This is a genomic window from Empedobacter brevis, from assembly GCF_965118635.1.
In the GTDB taxonomy this organism is placed as follows: domain Bacteria; phylum Bacteroidota; class Bacteroidia; order Flavobacteriales; family Weeksellaceae; genus Empedobacter; species Empedobacter brevis_A.
Window position 1 is genome coordinate 186716 of the sequence record NZ_CBCPHV010000002.1, and the last position, 20335, is coordinate 207050.

The 20335-nt window shown below is 32.8% G+C and carries 18 protein-coding genes; 14 read left to right on the plus strand and 4 right to left on the minus strand.

All coding sequences use genetic code 11. The features are described from left to right. Positions 1–27: 27 nt before the first annotated feature. The 5 genes from pcaF (at position 28) to ACMHJW_RS03225 (ending at position 5943) form a co-directional block, all read left to right on the plus strand. Positions 28–1233, plus strand: coding sequence for a 3-oxoadipyl-CoA thiolase (gene pcaF, locus ACMHJW_RS03205; protein ID WP_413531977.1), 1206 nt, complete (start codon positions 28–30; stop codon positions 1231–1233). 159 nt (positions 1234–1392) lie between these two features. Further along, complete coding sequence (locus ACMHJW_RS03210; RefSeq protein ID WP_413531978.1) at positions 1393–1986, plus strand: transferase hexapeptide repeat family protein; 594 nt, start codon at positions 1393–1395, stop codon at positions 1984–1986. A gap of 34 nt (positions 1987–2020) precedes the next feature. Continuing rightward, positions 2021–4072, plus strand: coding sequence for a phenylacetic acid degradation bifunctional protein PaaZ (gene paaZ, locus ACMHJW_RS03215; RefSeq protein WP_413531979.1), 2052 nt, complete (start codon positions 2021–2023; stop codon positions 4070–4072). A 319-nt stretch (positions 4073–4391) separates the two neighbouring features. Further along, positions 4392–5147: an enoyl-CoA hydratase/isomerase family protein gene (locus ACMHJW_RS03220; RefSeq protein WP_413531980.1), complete on the plus strand. Its 756-nt coding sequence runs from the start codon at positions 4392–4394 to the stop codon at positions 5145–5147. 361 nt (positions 5148–5508) lie between these two features. Next, the gene (locus ACMHJW_RS03225) at positions 5509–5943 is read left to right on the plus strand and encodes an FKBP-type peptidyl-prolyl cis-trans isomerase (protein ID WP_413531981.1); all 435 of its coding nucleotides are present in this window, start codon (positions 5509–5511) and stop codon (positions 5941–5943) included. Between the two features lie 94 nt (positions 5944–6037). On the opposite strand, the gene ACMHJW_RS03230 is transcribed toward ACMHJW_RS03225, so the two are convergent. Both ACMHJW_RS03230 and glsA read right to left on the minus strand, forming a co-directional pair. Then, positions 6038–6745 (minus strand): peptidylprolyl isomerase, encoded by a 708-nt coding sequence (locus tag ACMHJW_RS03230; RefSeq protein ID WP_413531982.1) that lies wholly within the window; start codon positions 6743–6745, stop codon positions 6038–6040. A 131-nt stretch (positions 6746–6876) separates the two neighbouring features. Further along, positions 6877–7905, minus strand: a complete 1029-nt coding sequence (glsA, locus tag ACMHJW_RS03235) for a glutaminase A (RefSeq protein WP_413531983.1) — start codon at positions 7903–7905, stop codon at positions 6877–6879. Positions 7906–8003: 98 nt separating this feature from the next. On the opposite strand from glsA, the gene ACMHJW_RS03240 reads away from it, so the two are divergent. Together ACMHJW_RS03240 and ACMHJW_RS03245 are read left to right on the plus strand one after the other, a co-directional pair. Further along, positions 8004–9020, plus strand: a complete 1017-nt coding sequence (locus ACMHJW_RS03240; protein WP_413531984.1) for a WD40/YVTN/BNR-like repeat-containing protein — start codon at positions 8004–8006, stop codon at positions 9018–9020. A gap of 161 nt (positions 9021–9181) precedes the next feature. Further along, positions 9182–9595, plus strand: coding sequence for an OsmC family peroxiredoxin (locus ACMHJW_RS03245; protein WP_413531985.1), 414 nt, complete (start codon positions 9182–9184; stop codon positions 9593–9595). Positions 9596–9648: 53 nt separating this feature from the next. On the opposite strand, the gene ACMHJW_RS03250 is transcribed toward ACMHJW_RS03245, so the two are convergent. Then, on the minus strand, positions 9649–11499 hold the full coding sequence (locus tag ACMHJW_RS03250) for a CocE/NonD family hydrolase (protein ID WP_413531986.1): 1851 nt from the start codon (positions 11497–11499) through the stop codon (positions 9649–9651). A gap of 220 nt (positions 11500–11719) precedes the next feature. Between ACMHJW_RS03250 and ACMHJW_RS03255 the strand changes: the two genes are divergently transcribed. Beyond that, entirely contained in the window at positions 11720–12376 is a 657-nt protein-coding gene (locus ACMHJW_RS03255) for a DUF2461 domain-containing protein (RefSeq protein ID WP_413531987.1), read from the plus strand. 47 nt (positions 12377–12423) lie between these two features. Here ACMHJW_RS03255 and ACMHJW_RS03260 read toward each other — a convergent pair whose 3' ends face one another. Continuing rightward, positions 12424–13005 (minus strand): DUF6642 family protein, encoded by a 582-nt coding sequence (locus ACMHJW_RS03260; protein ID WP_413531988.1) that lies wholly within the window; start codon positions 13003–13005, stop codon positions 12424–12426. A gap of 107 nt (positions 13006–13112) precedes the next feature. Here ACMHJW_RS03260 and ACMHJW_RS03265 point away from each other — a divergent pair, with 107 nt between their 5' ends. The 6 genes from ACMHJW_RS03265 (at position 13113) to ACMHJW_RS03290 (ending at position 20324) form a co-directional block, all read left to right on the plus strand. Next, complete coding sequence (locus tag ACMHJW_RS03265) at positions 13113–13766, plus strand: class I SAM-dependent methyltransferase (protein WP_413531989.1); 654 nt, start codon at positions 13113–13115, stop codon at positions 13764–13766. Positions 13767–13871: 105 nt separating this feature from the next. Beyond that, positions 13872–15638 carry an AMP-dependent synthetase/ligase gene (locus ACMHJW_RS03270; RefSeq protein ID WP_413531990.1) on the plus strand — a complete coding sequence of 589 codons (1767 nt, stop codon included), beginning with the start codon at positions 13872–13874 and terminating at the stop codon, positions 15636–15638. A 149-nt stretch (positions 15639–15787) separates the two neighbouring features. Further along, positions 15788–17551, plus strand: a complete 1764-nt coding sequence (locus ACMHJW_RS03275) for an AMP-dependent synthetase/ligase (protein WP_413531991.1) — start codon at positions 15788–15790, stop codon at positions 17549–17551. An 88-nt stretch (positions 17552–17639) separates the two neighbouring features. Continuing rightward, positions 17640–18185 (plus strand): STM3941 family protein, encoded by a 546-nt coding sequence (locus ACMHJW_RS03280; RefSeq protein WP_413531992.1) that lies wholly within the window; start codon positions 17640–17642, stop codon positions 18183–18185. A 27-nt stretch (positions 18186–18212) separates the two neighbouring features. Further along, positions 18213–18968: a DUF4241 domain-containing protein gene (locus tag ACMHJW_RS03285; RefSeq protein WP_413531993.1), complete on the plus strand. Its 756-nt coding sequence runs from the start codon at positions 18213–18215 to the stop codon at positions 18966–18968. Positions 18969–19016: 48 nt separating this feature from the next. Next, entirely contained in the window at positions 19017–20324 is a 1308-nt protein-coding gene (locus tag ACMHJW_RS03290) for a DEAD/DEAH box helicase (RefSeq protein WP_413531994.1), read from the plus strand. The last annotated feature ends 11 nt before the right edge of the window (positions 20325–20335 follow it).

Here is a 20335-nt window from a genome sequence, read left to right on the forward strand (position 1 = left end):
AAAACATATCATGTAAAACGTATAAAAATGAACCAAACATATATTATAGATGGAGTTAGAACTCCAATTGGGAAATTAAAAGGAGGATTATCAGCTGTTCGTCCAGATGATATGGGAGCAATGGTAATCGCCGAATTATTAAAAAGAAACCCTTCGATTGATCCAGCATCTTTTTACGATGTTGTTTTAGGAAATGCGAATCAAGCTGGAGAAGATAACCGTAATATTGCTCGTATGTCTGCTTTATTATCAGGTTTACCTTATACAGTTCCAGGTGAAACAGTCAATCGTTTATGTGCTTCTGGCTTATCGGCAGCAATTTCTGCATCAAGAGCAATTCAAGTAGGAGATGCTCAATTAATGATTTCAGGAGGAGTAGAATCCATGACAAGAGCTCCTTTAGTGGTTTCAAAATCAGCTTCTCCATTTGGTGGAGATGCAAAAATCTATGACTCCACTTTTGGATGGCGCTTCATTAATCCTAAAATGAAAGAAATGTGGGGAGTTGATGGAATGGGAAATACAGCAGAAAACTTAGCTGAACGCGATAATATTTCACGCGAAGATCAAGATAAATTTGCTGTTTGGTCTCAACAAAAAACAGCAGAAGCTCAAGCAAATGGTCGTTTAGCAAAAGAAATTATGCCCGTTATAATTCCTCAACGCAAAGGAGATGCAATCATTTTTGATACAGACGAATTCCCAAAGAATAATACAACAATGGAGATTTTATCGAAGTTACGTCCAGCTTTCAAAGCAGATGGTACAGTAACAGCTGGTAATGCTTCTGGTTTAAATGACGGTGCTGCTGCAAATATTTTAGCATCCGAGCAAGCAATCAAAGACTTTGGTTTAACACCAATGGCACGTATTGTTAGTTCTGGTGTAGCAGGAGTAGAACCTCGTATCATGGGAATCGGACCTGTTAATGCAACTAAAATTGCACTTAAAAATGCCGGATTAACAATTGATGACATCGATGTAATCGAATTAAACGAAGCCTTCGCAGCTCAGTCATTAGCTTGTACTCGTGCTTTAGGTTTAGCAGATAACGATCCTCGTATCAATCCAAATGGTGGTGCAATTGCTTTAGGACATCCACTTGGAATGTCTGGAGCGCGTATCTTGAATTCTGCCGCTTACGAATTACAAGCAACAGGAAAACGTTATGCATTAGTAACAATGTGTATTGGTTTAGGACAAGGTTTCGCTGCAATTATCGAAAGAGCATAAAAATAGATTTTAGTATGGAGTAGTTAGCTCTTATATTTTCGTCATGCTGAACTTGTTTCAACATCACATTAATTTAATGAGATGCTGAGTTTATTTCAGAATAACAATTAAATAAATAAAACCTCATTACTCAATACTACGATCTCAAATCTATAAATTATGATTTACGAATTCAAAGGATACAAACCAGTTGTTCACCCAACAGCCTATATTCATCCACAAGCGGTTGTTACAGGAAATGTAATTATTGGTAAAGATGTTTACATTGGTCCAGGTTGTGCGTTACGAGGAGATTGGGGACAAATTATCATTGAAGATAACTGCAATGTACAAGAAAACTGTACAATTCATATGTTTCCAGGAACTACTGTTCGCCTTAAAGAGAAAGCACACATAGGGCATGGTGCAATTATTCATGGTGCAACCATTGGTCGTAATTGCATGGTTGGGATGAATGCCGTAGTAATGGACAATGTAATTGTAGAAGACGAATGTATTATAGGGGCTTTGGCTTTTGTAAAAGCTGATACGCATATTCCAACAAGAAGTGTAGTTGTAGGCAACCCTGCAAAAATCGTAAAACAAGTTTCAGACCAAATGATAGAATGGAAAGATCAAGGGACTCAACAGTATATGCAATTACCAAGTGATTGCCATGAGAGTTTAAAACCTTGTGAACCATTAACAGAAGTCCCTGATTATTATTATGATTCAATGGCTTCGAATTATAAAACTTGGAATGAAACCAAATAGTTAACTCTATATAATAAACACAAACAACAAAAAAATGGCTAAACAATTAGAAAATTATGCTTTAGGACAATGGACAAAAGGTTCGTCTGAAGGGCAAATGTTATATAACGCCATCAATGGCGAAGAAATAGGAACTGCATCATCTGCCGGATTAGACTTTGGTGCGATGATGGATTACGCTCGTACAGTTGGTGGACCAGCTTTGCGAAAAATGACTTTCCAAGAAAGAGGTTTAATGTTAAAGAAACTAGCCTTGTACTTAATGGAAAGAAAAGAAGAGTTCTATGCTGTTTCTTGGGCAACCGGAGCAACACGTGCAGATTCTTGGGTAGATATCGAAGGGGGAATTGGTAACTTATTTGCGAATGCTTCTTTGCGTCGTCAATTTGGCGATCAGCCTTTTTATGTAGAAGGAGAAACGCACAAATTATCAAAGAATGGAACTTTCTTAGGTACGCATATTCTAACACCAAAACGAGGAGTCGCTATACATATCAATGCATTCAACTTCCCAGTTTGGGGAATGTTAGAAAAAGTTGCCGTTAACTTCCTTGCAGGTGTTCCAGCAATTGTAAAACCAGCAACAATTACTTCCTTCTTAACAGAAACTGTTGTCCGTGCAATTATTGAATCTGGAATCTTACCTGATGGTGCATTACAATTAATCACTGGTTCGGCGAATGGTATCTTAGACTATGTAGAATCAGAAGATGTTGTAACCTTTACAGGGTCTGCATCAACAGGACAAATGCTAAAAGCTAATCCAAGAATTACTTCCGAAGGTGTTCCATTCAACTTAGAAGCAGATTCTCTTAACGCTTGTGTTTTAGGAGAAGATGTACAAGTTGGTTCTCCTGAGTTCGACATATTTATAAAAGAAGTAACGCGAGAAATGACAACAAAAGCAGGTCAGAAATGTACTGCTGTTCGTCGTGCATTAGTTCCTGCTCATTTAGTAGAAGATGTACAAATAGCTTTAGGACAACGTTTAGCTACAACTACCATAGGAGATCCAAATGTAGAAGGTGTTCGTATGGGAGCTTTAGCAGGTGCTGCACAAGTAAAAGAGGTTAGAGAAAAGGTAGAAGAATTAGCCAAAACACAAGAGATTGTCTTTGGAGACTTAGACAACTTCGATGTAAAAGGTGCTGATAAGAACAAAGGTTCTTTTATTTCGCCAATCTTATTCTTGAACAACGATCCATTCAATAAAACAGATGTTCATAATATCGAAGCATTTGGACCAGTTTCTACCATTATTCCTTACAACGGAACTGCAGAAGCAGTAGAATTGGTTCGCATGGGGAAAGGATCTTTGGTTTGCTCTATTGTAACAGCAGACAATGACATCGCAACAGAATTTGTCTTAAATGCAGGATCATTACACGGGCGTATCGTTATTCTAGATGCAGAATGTATCAAAGAATCTACAGGTCATGGATCGCCACTTCCATTGCTAGTACACGGAGGACCAGGACGTGCTGGTGGTGGAGAAGAAATGGGAGGTAAGCGTGGTGTATTGCACTATATGCAACGTACAGCCGTACAGGGTTCGCCAAACAAACTGACAGCCGTTACTCAACAATATCAATACGGAGCAGATTATATAGAAGAAGACAAACACCCATTCGCTAAGTATTTCGAAGAAGTAAAAGTTGGAGATACATTAATCACAGCAAAACATACAATTCAACAGTCGGATATTAATGCATTTGCAGCCTTGTCTGGCGATAACTTCTACGCTCACGTAGATGCGACTTCGCTAGAAGGTACTATTTTCGAACGCAATGTAGCACACGGATATTACTTATTATCTAAGGCAGCAGGACTATTTGTTTTAGCCAAAAAAGGTCCAGTTTTATTAAACTATGGCTTAGACGAATGTCGTTTTGTGAAGCCAGTTTACCCAGGTTCTACAATCGGAGTTCGTTTTACGTGCAAAGAAAAAATAGAACAAGAAAAGAAAGACGAGAACGATATTGCTAAAGGTATTGTTCGTTGGTTGGTAGATATCTACGACGAAACAGGGGAAACTGTTGGTATCGCAACAATCTTAACGATGGTTAAAAAATTAAATCAAGATTAATTTAATGTAACAATGTGGTAATTTGTTAATGAGAAGATAGTTTTTAAGTCTAATTCTTTTGATTGTCATGCTGAGCTTGTCGAAGCATCTAATGCTAGTAAAAGGTAATTTAATTTAAGTTCTTTTTCTTGTCATGCTGAGCTTGTCGAAGCATCTAATACTAGCGAAAGGTAATTTAATTTAAGTTCTTTTTCTTGTCATGCTGAGCTTGCCGAAGCATCTAATAGCAATAATTGGTTGAATTAAACAATAAAATATACCATGAATTAGTTATTAATTAAATTTGCTCATTACCACGTTTTAAAATTATCAAAATACTATGGAAGCATACGTAACATCAGACATACAGAACGGAATAGGGACAATAGAATTCTTTCATCCGCAAAGCAATTCAATGCCAGGCGTTCAATTAAGAAACCTTGCAACTGAAATTGAAAAATTAGGAAACGATGACAATGTAAAAGTTATCCTTCTGAAAAGTGCAGGCGACAGAACATTCTGTGCAGGTGCATCTTTCGATGAACTAATCGCTATCAAAGAACGCGAAACAGGATTAGAGTTTTTCTCGGGATTCGCACACGTGATCAATGCCATTCGCAAAGCACCAAAATTCGTCTTAGCCCGTGTACAAGGCAAAGCAGTAGGTGGTGGCGTAGGGATTGCATCGGCAGCAGATTATACATTTGCAACAGAATTTGCATCTGTCAAACTATCAGAGTTGGCGGTTGGTATAGGTCCGTTTGTTGTAGGACCAGCGGTAGAACGCAAAGTTGGTAATGCTGCTTTTACGCAAATGGCGATAAATGCTACAGAATTCCAAACGGCTCAATGGGCAAAAGAAAAGGGCTTGTATGCAGAAGTCTTTGCAACGGCAGAGGAAATGGACGCTTCTATTGCGACATTAGCAAATAAATTAGCCCAATCTAATCCTGATGCAATGAAACATCTAAAACGTGTTGCTTGGGAAGGAACAGAGAACTGGGACGAATTACTTATAGAGCGAGCTAAGATTTCTGGCGAATTAGTTCTGTCTGAATTCACGATTAATGCAATTAATCAGTTCAAAGCTAAATAAAAAAATAACTTACTCGATGATTCATTCATCATAAGAAAATACATCAATAATCCTTGTCTAGTTCCTGATAACTAAGCAAGGATTATTTGTTTTACAAGGTATAATCATCTGGCTGATAATGAGGTTTATAATACTATTCAGTATCTATTTATAGTATTCATAATTAGTTATTACTTAACTCCTGCTTAGGAGTTGCCTAACTCTTGCTTAGGAGTTGCCTAACTCTTGCTTAAGAGTTGCTTAACTCTTGCTTAAGAGTTATATAAGTGCTGCGGAGGTTTCATCTGAAAGGTATTTAGCTTGGTAATGGATTATCGTTTTATTGTTCGTCAATTCAAAATATTCAGTTTAAATTTGCAGCATGGGAGTAGCAGAATTATTACTTAAACGTAAACAAGAATTAGCGGAAAAGAATAAGACCGAAGGCTTAGCTTTTCGTGAAGAATATAAGTTGAAAGAAGGCGTTACCGAGACCGAAAGTGGATTGCTGTACGAGGTAATGACGATGGGCGAGGGTGTAAAACCAACGATGTCCGATACTGTTTTGTGTCATTATCACGGAACAAATATAAATGGAGAAGTGTTTGATAGCTCGGTTTTGCGTAAGAAACCTGCGGCTTTCCCATTGGAAAACGTAATAAAAGGTTGGGCAGAAGGTGTGCAATTAATGCCTGTAGGGAGCAAGTTTAGATTTGTTGTTAAGCCGGAACTTGGTTACAAAGACCGCGAAATATCGAAAGAATTAGGTCCATATTCTATGATGATATTCGAAGTGGAACTAATGGGAATTTTATAAAATAAAAGAGATGTCCGCCAAGACATCTCTTTCATTTTTAATAAATATACTGTTGCATCTTTTGATAGATGCGTATTTTATTTCTCGAGAAGCACTAGAATGCAACTGCAGATCCGCCCAAAGAAACACTCATCTTATTGTATTTTGCAGGTGTTTTCTTCTTCTTTACTTTTATAGAAAAGACAACAGGTTGCAGAGGCAGCTCTTTGTTGGTTTCTACTTCACTAATCTTTATGGCGTTGTTTAAGCCTTTTGTGATTTCGCCAAACACTGTAAAATCGTGATCTAAACGTGGTTGACCTCCATTCTTTAAGTATTCGGCACGTTGTTCTTCTGTGTATTTTATTCCTTTTTTTGCTTCTAAATCATCTAACTCTTGGGCTGTAATCTTTTTACCAACCACAAAATAAATTTGATTATAGTACGATGCTTTCTCAACATTACTGTCTCTACCAGCTCCTAGAGCGCCCATTTTATGAAAAGCTTTCGGGTTGAATTCTGGTGCTAATCGTATAGGTTTCTCCTCTGGATGCTGGGCTTCGCGTGCCAAAATAGGGTCGTCCAATTCGCCTCCTTGTATAACAAAGTCCTTTACAACACGATTGAATTGGGCATTTGTGTAGGTTCCTTTGTTGATTTGACTCAAGATTAAATCTCTATGTTTGGGTGTGAAATCGTACAACATCACATCAAATTTACCGTAATTCGTTTTGAATTTTAAGGTGTATGTCTGTGCCGAAACTAAACTCGAAACTGAGAATCCTATTCCGAGTGCAATATTTTTTAATAATTTATAATTCATAGTGAGTTTTCTTTGTTCTAAAGATAACAACAAATATCGTAAGATAAAGATGCCGATTAAGCGATTTATCTAACAGTTGCAAGTGATGTTACTTTTGCTGTTTGCTGTTCGAATTCTTAACGGATAGCATCTTATTGAAATAAACTTAGGTTGTATTGTTTTACTAAGTCTAAAATCATGTGATAACCTGCAACAGAGTTTCCGTGATCGTCTAATGAAGGACTGAAAACACCAATACCAATTTTGTTTGGCACTGCAACAGTAATTCCACCACCAACACCAGATTTACTTGGCAATCCAACGTTACGAGAATATTCGCCACTAAACTCGTACATACCAGCAGTTAACATTTGTGATTGAATTAATTGAGCAATTTCTGAATTTTTGTAAGTTGTATCTCCATCGAAACGTGTGCATTGGTGTGCAAAGAAATAACCAATTTTAGCCAAATCTTCTGCTGTAACTTCAATAGAACATTGCTTGAAATAGTTGTCTAGCTTGTCTTCGTTACCTTCTATCAATCCACTGTTTTTCATAATATAAAACATTCCTCTGTTTCGATGACCAGTTTCTCTCTCAGAATGATAAACGGACTTGTTGTAATCAATCGAGTCATTTTTGGTAATGTAACGAACCATCTCAAGGATTTTGATAAAAGGAATTTCGCCTTCACCTTCAATAATAGAAGTTGTTAATATCGCACCTGCATTCATCATCGGATTGAGTGGTTTTCCTGTTGTTTCAAGATTCCCGAAATGATTAAAAGGTCTATCTGTACCGTAATATCCCATTTTAGAAAATACATTTTCCTCACCTTTTTCAGAAACTGCAACCATCAACGCAATAATTTTAGAGATACTTTGAATGGTAAATTTTTGATTAACATCGCCAACGTTTATTACTTTACCTTTTTCATCTACAACAGAAAAGGCAATTTTATCGGCTTGCATTTTTCCAAGTTCAGGAATATAATCGGCCACTTTTCCTTCTTTGTAATCAGCTCTATTCTTTTCAAGAATGTCATTTAACGTTTTTTCGCTAATCTGTATACTTTTGGAAATATTCTTCGAAGTATTTTGTCCGTAGACAGTCTTATTGATTGGATTAAAACACGTTAAAGTAAGACTTAAAAGTAATGTTGAAAATGTATATCGTTTCATTTGTATTTAACTAAAGCACAAACATAAAAAATATTTGGTTGATTCGCCGATATAAAATAGTTTTATATAAAATGTTGAATCTATAATTTTATATAAATATGAGATATATCTGCCTGTTATTATCGAGTTTATCTTTTGCGCAATTCTATCAAGTAATCAATGAAGAAAATTCTTCTGTTAGTTACAGAGGTTTAGCTTTTCAAGATGCAAAAACGTTTGTCGTTTCTGGTTCGAAGAATACAATAGGAAAAACTACAGATGGCGGAAAAACATTTAGTTGGGTTAATCCAAAAGTAGTCGAAAACAGAGATTTTAGAGATATAGAAGTTTTGGGAAAAGACAATTACCTAGCCTTAGGAATTGATGCTCCTGCTTATATTTTACAAACCAAAGATGGTGGGAAATCGTGGAATAAAGTCTATGAAAATAATGAAAAAGGAATCTTTCTAGACGCAATTTATGTGGACAAAATCTCGAAGAAAATAACAGTTTTAGGAGATCCCATGTCGCCTGATAAGCCATTTGTACTAACATCTACCATTACGGATCCTACGAAATGGGAAGTTGCAAAATCTTTTCTTAATCAACCATTACGATTAAAAAATCCGAAAGAAGCTTTCTTTGCATCCAGCGGAAGTAATTTGTATGTTGATGTCAAACAAACCTTGATTGTAACTGGAGGAGAATTATCTAATTTATATTACTATACACCAAAAGGTGGACAAATGTATGCATTAGAGAAAACAAAAAGTTCTTCTTCTGGTATTAATGGAATGAGCTATGATGCAACGAATAATGTAGGTTATTTAGTCGGTGGAGATTTTACAAAGCCTGACGATTCGGCTAATAATTTTTACAAATTCAAGATTGTAAATGGAAAGATCGCTTTTCAAGATTCGTGGAAATATCCAACAGGATATAAATCTGGTGTAACCATTATTTCGAAAGAGCAAGTTTTGGTTTGTGGTTATTCTGGTGTAGATTATTCAAAAGATGGCGGACATAATTGGACAAATCTTACAAAAGATAGTTACAATACCTGTACAGTTTCTCCAGATAAAAAATATGTGATTTTAGTCGGAAATAAAGGTAAAATAGGAAAAGTAACATTTTAGGAAATAAGCGGAAGAGAACTTTCATTGTAAATTTTAAGTAAACAATGTATGGAAAGGTTAATCTGATTTTTGTTAAAATTAATCTTAAAGTCTTGAATTAATTCGTCTAACAGATTCATAATATTTAACTTTAAAAGAAACAATCTAAAAAAATATTTAAAATGAAAAGAAGTGCAAAAGCAGTTTGGAATGGTTCGGTAACAGAAGGATCTGGAACTTTAACTACGCAGAGTTCTGTATTAGACAATACGCAATATTCATACAAAAGTCGTTTCGAAGAAGGAATTGGAACAAATCCCGAAGAACTTTTGGCAGCAGCTCATGCTGGTTGTTTTACAATGAAAACATCTGGTTTATTAGGTGAAGCTGGTTATACAGCAGAAAAATTAGAAACAGAATGTAAAATTGTTTTTGAAGGAGGAAAAGTTGTACGTTCAGAATTAAGCTTAACAGCAAAAATTCCTTCGATCACAAATGAAGAATTTCAAAAAATAGCGAAAGAAGCAGAGGAAACTTGTCCTATAAGTGTTTCATTTAGTTTTGAAAAAGTTTTGGTTTCAGCAGTTCTTGAATAGTAGTTGATAGAATCCAACAAAAAAATCCAACAAATATTTGTTGGATTTTTCTATTATTTTAAAACAGGTACCTCGATATAAGAATCGTGATAAATGCGTTGTGTTTGTTTTGAGAAATCTTTTGAAGTTGCTTCGTAAACATTCATATATTGTTGTGGATTACGATCTGCTAGAGGAAACCATGAATTCTGAACTTGAATCATAATACGGTGCCCTTTCTTAAAAGTATGTCCAACATCTGGCATTGTATAGGTTACATCTGTTTTCTGATTTGGAACCATTGCTTCTGGCTTTTCAAAACTATTACGATATTTTCCTCGCATAATTTCAGCACGTATCAAATTTTGGTATCCAGCAATCAATTTTCCATTATATTTTGGTGTATCTTCAGGAAAAACATCAATTAATTTTACAATATAATCTGCATCTGTTCCTGTTGTTGAAACTAATAAATGATTGATAATTGGGCCAGTAATTGTCATGTCTTCTGTTAAAATATCAGATTGATAAACCATAACATCAGGACGAGTTGAAGCAAATCGTTGATCATCGACCATATATTCTCTAGAACGAGTCTCCAAAACTCCTCCTTGATAAGGAACAGGATGATTAGGATCGGCTACATATTCGTCGAAAGAAATGCTATTTGTTTGTTGAAATGCTATTTTTCCATTTGACTGTAAATACATTCTTTGTTTGGTTACATTTTTTGGAGGCCAAGTATCAAATTGTTTCCATTCGTTAGAACCTGTAATAAAGATTTGAGCTTCTGCAGGGTTGAAATTACCTTTATCTTTTAAATAATAATTAAAAAAAGGCAACTCAATTTTATGTTGATAATATTCTGCTGTTGGCGAATGAAATTGCATATCACCAAAGGCATCTCCTTTAGAACGTGTCCAACCTCCATGAAACCAAGGTCCGACAACTAAAATATTTGTACTATTCGGATTTTGTTTTTCAATTGCTTTATAGGTTTCAAAAGTTCCATAAACATCTTCTGCATCAAAGAAACCTCCAACTGTCATCACAGCAGGTTTTATATTCGTAAGATGTGGCAATACATTTCTTTCTTGCCAAAATTGATCATAATCAGGATGAGCAAATAAATCATTGTAAAATTTGATATTATCTTGAAAGTATTTATCCTTCAATTCCTTTACAGATCCACCTTCTAAATAAAATCTGTAATTATCTTTAATAGAATATTCTAATGATTTTGGTCCTTTATCAGGTGTAATAGGTTCTGGACGTTTTACACCAAAAGATGACATAAACTTGAAAGAATCATTCAAAAACAAAACACCATTATGATGAAAATCGTCACCCAAAAACCAATTCGTTACTGGAGCTTGTGGAGAAACCGCTTTTAAAGTTGGATGCGAATTTACTAAACTCATCGTCGAATAAAAGCCAGGATAAGAAGTACCATAAATACCAGCTCTTTGATTATAGTTTTTTAAATTCTTTAGCAACCATTCCAACGTATCATATGTATCTGTACTTTCGTCAATTGCTATCTTATTTTTCGATTTGTTAATTGGACGAACATCTTCAAATTCGCCTTCGCTCATCCATTTTCCTCTTACATCTTGATAAACGAAAATAAAACCTTCGCGCATTTCTGCAGGGAAATTTCCGAGCGATTTTTTATATTCATTTGCTCCATAAGGTGCAACCGTATAAGGTGTTCTATTAAGTAAAACTGGATATTTTTTCGATTGATCTTTCGGAATATAAATAGCCGTAAACAATTTCGTTCCATCTCGCATTGGGATTAATTGTTCGGTTTTTATATAATTATCCCTAACATAAGCAGAATCTGTTTTTGCATCTTGCGCATAACTTATTCCACTGATAAAAATAAGGCTGAGTAGAGTTGCTTTTTGTGTAAATTTTTTCATGTGATTATCAATTTTACAATCGGATAAATTTAAGTAAGTTTTGTATTCAATGGCGATAAATTATATTATTTTCTATTAGATAAATTTAATGTTATTAAGTTTCAATTATTTTATGAAACTCATAAAAAGGAAATAGCTTTTTTTGATTAAATTAGTTAATCAAAATTTTAATAAATGAAGCGAATTATAAAGTATAATTCAGCAACCTAAAAAATAAATAATGTCACAAATCAATAAATTTCTAAAACAATTAGAAAAAAATAATAACCGAGAATGGTTTACTGAACATAAACTTGAATTTGATAAAGCAAAAGCAGAAGCAGATTCAATTTTTACTGCGATTTATCAAGAATTAAGTAAAAAAGAAGAATTAGAACCGCTAAAGATTTATAGAATCTACAGAGATGTTCGTTTTTCACAAGATAAAACACCTTATAAGATTTATTTTTCTGCTCAAACAGGACGCAAAAAGCCACAAAATAGAGGAGGATATTATTTTCATATTCAACCAAACAATAGTTTTATAGGAGTTGGTTTTTGGGGACCAGAACGCGATGATTTACTTCGTATTAGAAAAGATATAGAATATTCTGATGAATTGGCAAAGATCCTTCAATCGAAAACGATTCAAAAAGAATTTGGTAAAATGCAAGGAGATGAGGTAAAATCCGCACCAAAAGGTTTTTCTAAAGATCATGAACGAATTGAACTATTGCGTAAAAAGCAATATCTATTTATCAAAAATTTTACTGATGAAGAAGTTTTAGCAAAAGACTTTCCACAAAAAGTTGCCAAATCAATTCAAATTCTTCAACCTTTTCTAGATTATATGACCGAAGTTTTAACAACTGATGAAAATGGTCAACCTTTATATTAAATCGATTAATAAAGAATAAATTAAAAACGCTCTTTATAGAGCGTTTTTTAGTGATATAATCTAAATCCTAATTTCAGTGCAATATTCGCATGTTTATCAAATAGAGCATGTACAAGTTCTTCTTCGTCATCAATTTCTTTTGCTAAACAAAAGTAATATTGATCTAGAATCGTACTCAATATCGGAGAAGGATTTACATAACCAGATAATGCTTTTGCGCCTGTAACATCTATAAAATATTGGAAACTTTCATCTTCCAAATCAAGATTCATTGTATTCGCAAAATGAACAATCTTATCAGTTAACTTTCCTTGAAAAATTTCAGCAACTTCTTCCAAACTGTAGTAATAATCATCAATTTGAATTTGATTTCCTTCGCCTTCAAAAACTAAATAGATGATTTTATAATCTCTAAAATATTTATCGTGATAAAGAAGATTGGCAATACTTTCTTCGAAACCTTCAAAACTATCTGTTGTTTTATACACATTAGTTAGCTGAAATTCACGCGCCAAATGTTCCAAAAATTCCAATAATTGCGAATCTTTTTGTTCTTCAATATCTTCAACACATTCCAAACAAAATAGCTTGAAATCATCTTCGTCTTGAACTTGTATAATATCTCTCATATAGTCTACTATTTTTCAAAGATAACTTCTAATTTTTAAATGATTTAAATCACAGCATTACTAAATATAATTTATTAATTTAGAATTATTCTATATAAATACAATTAATGAAAAATATAACTGAATTACAGGAGCTTGCGAAACAACTAAGTTGTCCAGATGGAGACGAAGGGATTGCAATTGGAGATGAAATGAATGAAAGTAATTTTGGAATGACGAAGAAAACAATTGATTATTTGAAATTACAAGATAAAGATCAAATTCTTGAATTAGGTCACGGAAATTGTAAGCATTTACCTTATGTTTTAGAACAAGCAAATGATTTAGAATATATTGGTTTAGAACTTTCTCAAGCAATGAAAAATAGTGCTATAATGAACAATTCTGATTATTTGAATGCAAATATTAGATTTGAAATGATTATGGACGAAAGAATTCATTTTTATGAAAAAAGATTCGATAAAATTTTTACAGTTAATACAATTTATTTCTGGAAAAATCCTGAACTTTTTCTGCGTGAAATTTATCGCGTTTTAAAATTTGATGGAAAATTTGCGCTTACTTTTGCTAAGAAAGATTTTATGGAAACTTTGCCTTTTACACAATTTGGATTCAATTTGTATACAGAAGACGAAGTTATAAAATTGTTAAAATCAGCTAAATTTTCAATTGAGAATACAAAAACCTTTTCAGAAAATGTAATGAGTAAAGCTGGCGAAAAAGTTGAAAGAGAGTATACTATAATTATTGCAAAAAAATAAAATGATTTTTATTGATAATAAACTTAATTTATTTCAGAAAAGAATGACGAAATAATTTCAAAAGTAGAAAGAATTAATAGAAATTTGTATCCTTATTTCAAGAATATGAAACAACCACAAAGAATATTCGATTTACCTCGATTTCAAGAAAAAAATACACCTAATATTTCTATTTTTTATCACAAAGAAAAAGAAGAATGGAAGGGAATTTCGACAATAGATTTTATTAATCGAGTAAATAGTATTTCGAAAGGTTTGATTGCAAATGGTGTTCAGCCAAATGATAAAATTGCGTTGATAAGCGAAAATCGTTTGGAATGGAATTTAGTCGATTTTGCAATTCAACAAGTTGGTGCTGTTGTTGTGGCAATTTATCCCAATATTTCAGATAATGATTACGAATTTATTCTAAATGATGCCGAAATCAAACTTTGTTTTGTTAGCAATCATAGTTTATATCAACGATTATTAGGAATTAAAGATCGAATTCCTAATCTTGAGCAAGTTTATACATTCAATACTTATCCGCATACACCAAATTGGATTGAATTAATTTCGAAAGGAATTTCTTTTTCTGATGAGGTTTTACAAGCTAAAATGGATCATGTAAAACCAACGGATTTAGCTACTTTAATTTATACTTCAGGAACAACAGGAAATCCGAAAGGAGTAATGCTTTCTCACGAAAATTTATTGGCTGATGTTAACAGTTCAGAATATTCTTTTCCTGTAAAAGCATACGAGAAAGCTTTGTCATTTTTGCCTGCTTGCCATGCTTACGAGCGCGTTTTTCATTACGTTTATATCAAAATGGGTTTATCAATCTATTATGCTCAATCAATGGATACGATTGGACAAGATATGAAAGAAATAAAACCACATATTTTTTCGGCAGTTCCTCGTGTTTTAGAGAAAGTTTATGATAAAATAATGGCGAATGGAGAACAGTTAACAGGTATTAAAAGAGCGCTCTTCTTTTGGTCAATTTCTTTAGGAGAAAAATATGATTTAGATGAATCAAAACTTTCTACTTGGTACAAAATTCAATTAAAAATTGCACGTAAATTAATCTTTTCTAAATGGAAAGCAGCGCTTGGCGGCAATATAAAAGGAATTGCTTCCGGAAGCGCAACTTTGCAAACGCGTTTATTAAAATTATATTTAGCTGCGGGAATTCCAATTTATGAAGGTTATGGTTTAACAGAAGCCGGACCTTGTTTGTCTGTAAATTGTGTGAAACGCGGAATGAAAATAGGAACTGTAGGAATTCCTTTGATTGATATTGAAATAAAATTAGCCGAAGATGGAGAAATTCTAGCAAAAGGAAAAAATATCATGCAAGGATATTACAAAAATCCTGAAGCTACGGCTGAGGTTCTGAAAGATGGCTGGTTATATACAGGCGATATTGGAGAATGGGTTGATGATAAATTCTTAAAAATTATTGATCGTAAAAAAGAAATGTTCAAAACTTCTGGAGGGAAATATATTGTACCACAACAGATTGAAAAAATTCTTTCAGAATCCAATTACATCGAACAAATAATGGTAGTTGGCGAAGGACGAAAATTTCCAGCAGCATTAATTATTCCTTCTTACGAAAATTGTATAGATTGGGCAAAAACAAATGAATCTTCATTGATTAATTTAACAAAAGAAGAATTCTTAACACATCCAAAAATTTATGAATTAATTGGAAATGAAGTTGGCCAACTAAATGTCAATTTTGGGAATTGGGAAAAAATCAAAAAGTTCTATTTACTTCCGTATGAATTTACGATAGAATCTGGAGAATTAACGCCAACATTAAAAATGAAACGTAAAATTATTACAGAAAAATATAAAAATCAGATCAACGAAATCTATCAATAAAATATATCCTATAATCCCTTTAATTTTATAAAATTAAAGGGATTATTATTTTCAATTTAGCTCAAAAAGATAAAAATATTTGAAATTTTCATCAATTTACGTTACTTTCGGCGAATTCTTTACTAAAATTACAAAAATATAAGCGCGCTATGGAAGCAACCAGAATTTTTGATTTACCAAAACGTCAGCTGGAAAAGTTTCCCGATTTATCCATGTTTGTATCAAAACAAAATGGAGAATGGAAACCGATGAAAACCACAACTTTTTTAGAACATGTAGATTCAATCTCAAAAGGATTGCTTGCTTGTGGAGTTCAACCAGGTGAAAAAGTAGGATTAATATCAGAAAATCGTGTCGAATGGAATATGATCGATTATGCAATACAACAGATTGGAGCTGTTGTTGTAGCGATTTATCCTAATATTTCTGACAATGATTACGAATATATTTTTAGCGATTCGGATATAAAATTGTGTTTCACAAGTAATATTGATTTGTATGCACGCATCGATCAACTGAAAACAAAATTACCTTCGTTAGAACAATTATATTCAATTGATGAATATGAAAATACAGAAAATTGGAATGTTTTAATTGAAAAAGGAAAATCAATTCCGAAAGAAGAAATCGATAAACGTGCGAAAAATGTAAAACACGAAGATTTAGCTTTTCTGATTTATACTTCAGGAACAACAGGAAATCCGAAAGGTGTTATGTTATCTCATAAAAATATTATCGCAGATGTTGTGGCTTGCGAATATTCTACTCCGCTAGATCCTTACGATCGTGCTTTAACATTCCTTCCAGCTTGTCATGCATACGAAAGAACGATTCAATATTTATATGTATATATGGGAATTTCAATTTATTTTGCCGAATCAATGGATAAAATTGGCGAAAATCTAAAGGAAATTAAACCACATATGATTACCGCTGTTCCTCGAGTAATAGAGAAAGTTTATGAAAAAATCATGCAAACTGGAGCGCAATTATCAGGTTTTAAAAAATCTATTTTTGATTGGGCTGTAAAAGTTGGTGATCAATTTGTACTAGAAGACGATAAACGTTCTGCACTTTATAATTTGAAATTAGCAATTGCAAGAAAATTAGTTTTACACAAATGGTACGAAGGACTTGGTGGTGAATTGAAAGCGATTGTAACTGGAAGTGCTTCTATTCAACAACGAATAGTTCGTGTCTTTTTAGCTGCCGAAATTCCAATTTATGAAGGTTATGGTTTAACAGAAGCTTCTCCTGTAATTGCTGTAAATTGTTTTCGTAGAGGAAAAAAAATCGGAACTGTTGGTCCTCCATTGAAAGGAGTTGAAGTAAAATTAGCCGAAGATGGAGAAATTCTAGTAAAAGGTGATATTGTAATGATGGGATATCATAATTTACCAGAAAAAACTGCCGAAGAAATAAAAGATGGTTGGTTATATACAGGTGATATTGGAGAATGGGTTGATCATAAATTCTTGAAGATTGTTGATCGTAAAAAGGAAATGTTCAAAACTTCTGGAGGAAAATATATTGTTCCACAACAAATTGAAATGAAAATGGTAGAATCTCCATTTATAGAACAATTAATGGTTGTAGGAGAAGGAGAGAAGTTTCCTGCTGCTTTTGTGGTTCCTAATTATATTAATCTAAAAAAATGGGCAAGCACAAATGCTCCAGAAATTCTAGATCTTCCGCACGATGAATTTCAGAAAAGTGATCGTGTAAAAAAGAAACTAGAGCAAGAAGTAAGTTTATTCAACTCTAATTTTGGACATTGGGAACAAATCAAAAAAATTGCGATTATTCCAAATGAATTAACAGTTGAAGGTGGAGAATTAACACCAACTCTAAAGTTTAAAAGAAAAATAATTTTAGAAAAATACAAAAAACAATACCAAGAAATATATGGTTAATCAGAAAAAGAGTCTCAAATTTTGAGGCTCTTTTTTTATAACCTTAAATTAAGAATAAAATCAATATTTTTGTAAAAAACGAAATCAGTTGAATTCAGTTAAAGTTTACGCAAAACAAACCAGCAATTGGGGATTATTATTTGGTAGTCTCTTATTTTTAGGCGGTTCTATCTATTTATTTTTTAATGCAAATCAGGTTAGTTCTCCACAAACTGCAAAAATATTAAGCGGAATATTATTCATTCCTAGTATATTATTAATCATTATATCAATCAAAAAGTTAATGAAAAAACAATTAATTTTATTGATAGATAAAAAAGGAATTGTGTACAAACCTTCCGATTCTTTGAATTATATAGAATGGGGAAAAATCCTAGAAATTGAAGAATTAAAATTACCTCGGCAACTTGTTATTAATATAAAAATTATTGATGGAGATGATTTTATCAATAACGAATCAAACAAATTTTTACAAGCTCGTATGAAGTTTTGGAAAAAAATGTATGGAGCAATAGTTTCATTTGATGCCAATACGTTAGATAAAAATCATTTCGAAATAATGAATCTTTTTGATGAATTTATGGAAGATTATAAAGCTAATTTAACATCAAATAAGGCATTTTCTTCTAATTGATAATTAATTTTATTTTAAAGAAAAAACATGAAAAATATTCAACCAACCAAAGAATGGTTAAAACTATACGAAGACAAAAAAAAATTTTTACAACCACAAAATGATTTGAATAATTATTTTACTGCTGATGAAATTTGTGATAAAAAATTATTTCATTTAGATGTAGGGAATTATACTTTTCCAACTGGCGAAATTCTGGTTCGCGATCCTTTGGTTTATCTCCAAAAAAGCGAAGAACCATATTTAGAAACAATTCCAAAAGGTTCTTTTCCACTTACAGTTTTAGTTGTTCAGTTCGAAGAAGATCATTATCGTTATGTAGGTTTCAGATTGAAAACAAAAGAAACAAAAGCAATTTTCCACAAAGAAGCATTGCTTGGAAATGAGAAATTGGAAGAGTTAGAAGAAGGCGAATATTTCGGTTTTGGAGTGGATGCAGGTTTGGCTACAATTGTAGATGTTGCTACGCGAGATGCTTATGCCAACTTTGAAGAAAAGTGGCAACAAGAAAATCCAGATGGAAATATTTATGATGATTATTTAGCCGATTTATTTAAGAAAAATTATCAAAATAATCCATCTTTTCAACGAGAAGGAGGAGATTGGATTCGATTCGATATTCCCGATACAGATTTAAGCATTCCAATGATTCAGAGTGGTTTTGGAGATGGTGCTTATCCTGTTTATTTTGGTTTTGATGATCAAAATGATATTTGCGAAGTAATTGTTCAATTTATTAATATAGAATTGACAATGGAAGGATATGAAGAACATGAGGATTAATTTTAAGATGTTGTTCAATTATTATTGAATTGTCACTATTTTTGCATTATGCAAATCGATTTACTTTATAAAAATTTAGGGATTAAAGATATGAATGCTATGCAACGTTCAGCATTCAAAATGTCCGAAAACCAACGAGATTTAATTCTATTATCACCAACAGGTTCTGGTAAAACATTAGCTTTTTTATTTCCTGTTTTAAGAGATTTAGATTCAGAAGCAAAAGGTGTTCAAGCCTTAATCTTAGTTCCCGCGCGAGAATTAGCTTTACAGATCGAAACAGTTTTCAAATCAATGAAATCTGATTATAAAGTAACATGTTGTTATGGTGGACACAATACAAAAGTTGAGCAAAATAATTTACTAGAAGCTCCAGCTGTTTTAATTGGTACTCCAGGTCGAATTGCTTATCATTTACGAAACGAAAATTTTGATCCTTCAACTGTTAAAACTTTAGTTTTAGACGAATTTGATAAAGCTTTAGAATTAGGTTTTCAGGAAGATATGAGTTTTATTGTAGAACAACTTTCTGATTTAAAACAACGTATCTTAACTTCTGCTACAGAAATGGACAATATTCCGGAATTTGTTGGTTTGAATGATGAAAAAATTGTCAGTTATTTAAAACAAATCGAAGTAAAACCAGATTTACATATGAAAGTGGTTAATACCATTTCAGAAGAAAAATTGGATACTTTATTCAATTTGATTTGTAAAATTGGAAACAAACGAATGTTGATTTTCTGTAATCACCGTGATGCTGTTGATCGCATTAGCAATTTATTGCATGAAAAAGGAATTGCGCGCGAAAGCTTTCATGGAGGAATGGAACAAGATGAACGAGAACGTGCTTTATTAAAATTCCGCAATGATTCGGTTCGAGTTTTAATCACAACAGATTTAGCTGCACGCGGTTTAGATATTCCAGAAGTAGATTCTATCATCCATTATCAATTGCCAGCAAAAGAAGCTGCTTTTATCCATAGAAATGGGCGTACAGCGCGTATGAATGCGAAAGGTTTTGTGTATTTAATCATTAGTAATGAAGAACATTTTCCTTTTATAAACGAAAACTTAGCTGTCGAAAATCTAGGCGGAACATATAAAATTCCAGAACGAACTCCTTTTCAAACAATCTATATTTCTGCAGGAAAAAAAGATAAAGTAAACAAAGTTGATATTGTAGGATTTTTATTTAAAAAAGGAGGATTAGAGAAAAACGATGTTGGTATTATAGAAGTAAAAGATACAACTTCTTATGTTGCTATTAATCGCAAAAAAGTTCCTGAAATTTTAAAAAAATTGAATGGACAAAAAGTAAAAAATAAAAAAGTAAAAATGCAAATCGCATACTAAAAATAGAATTT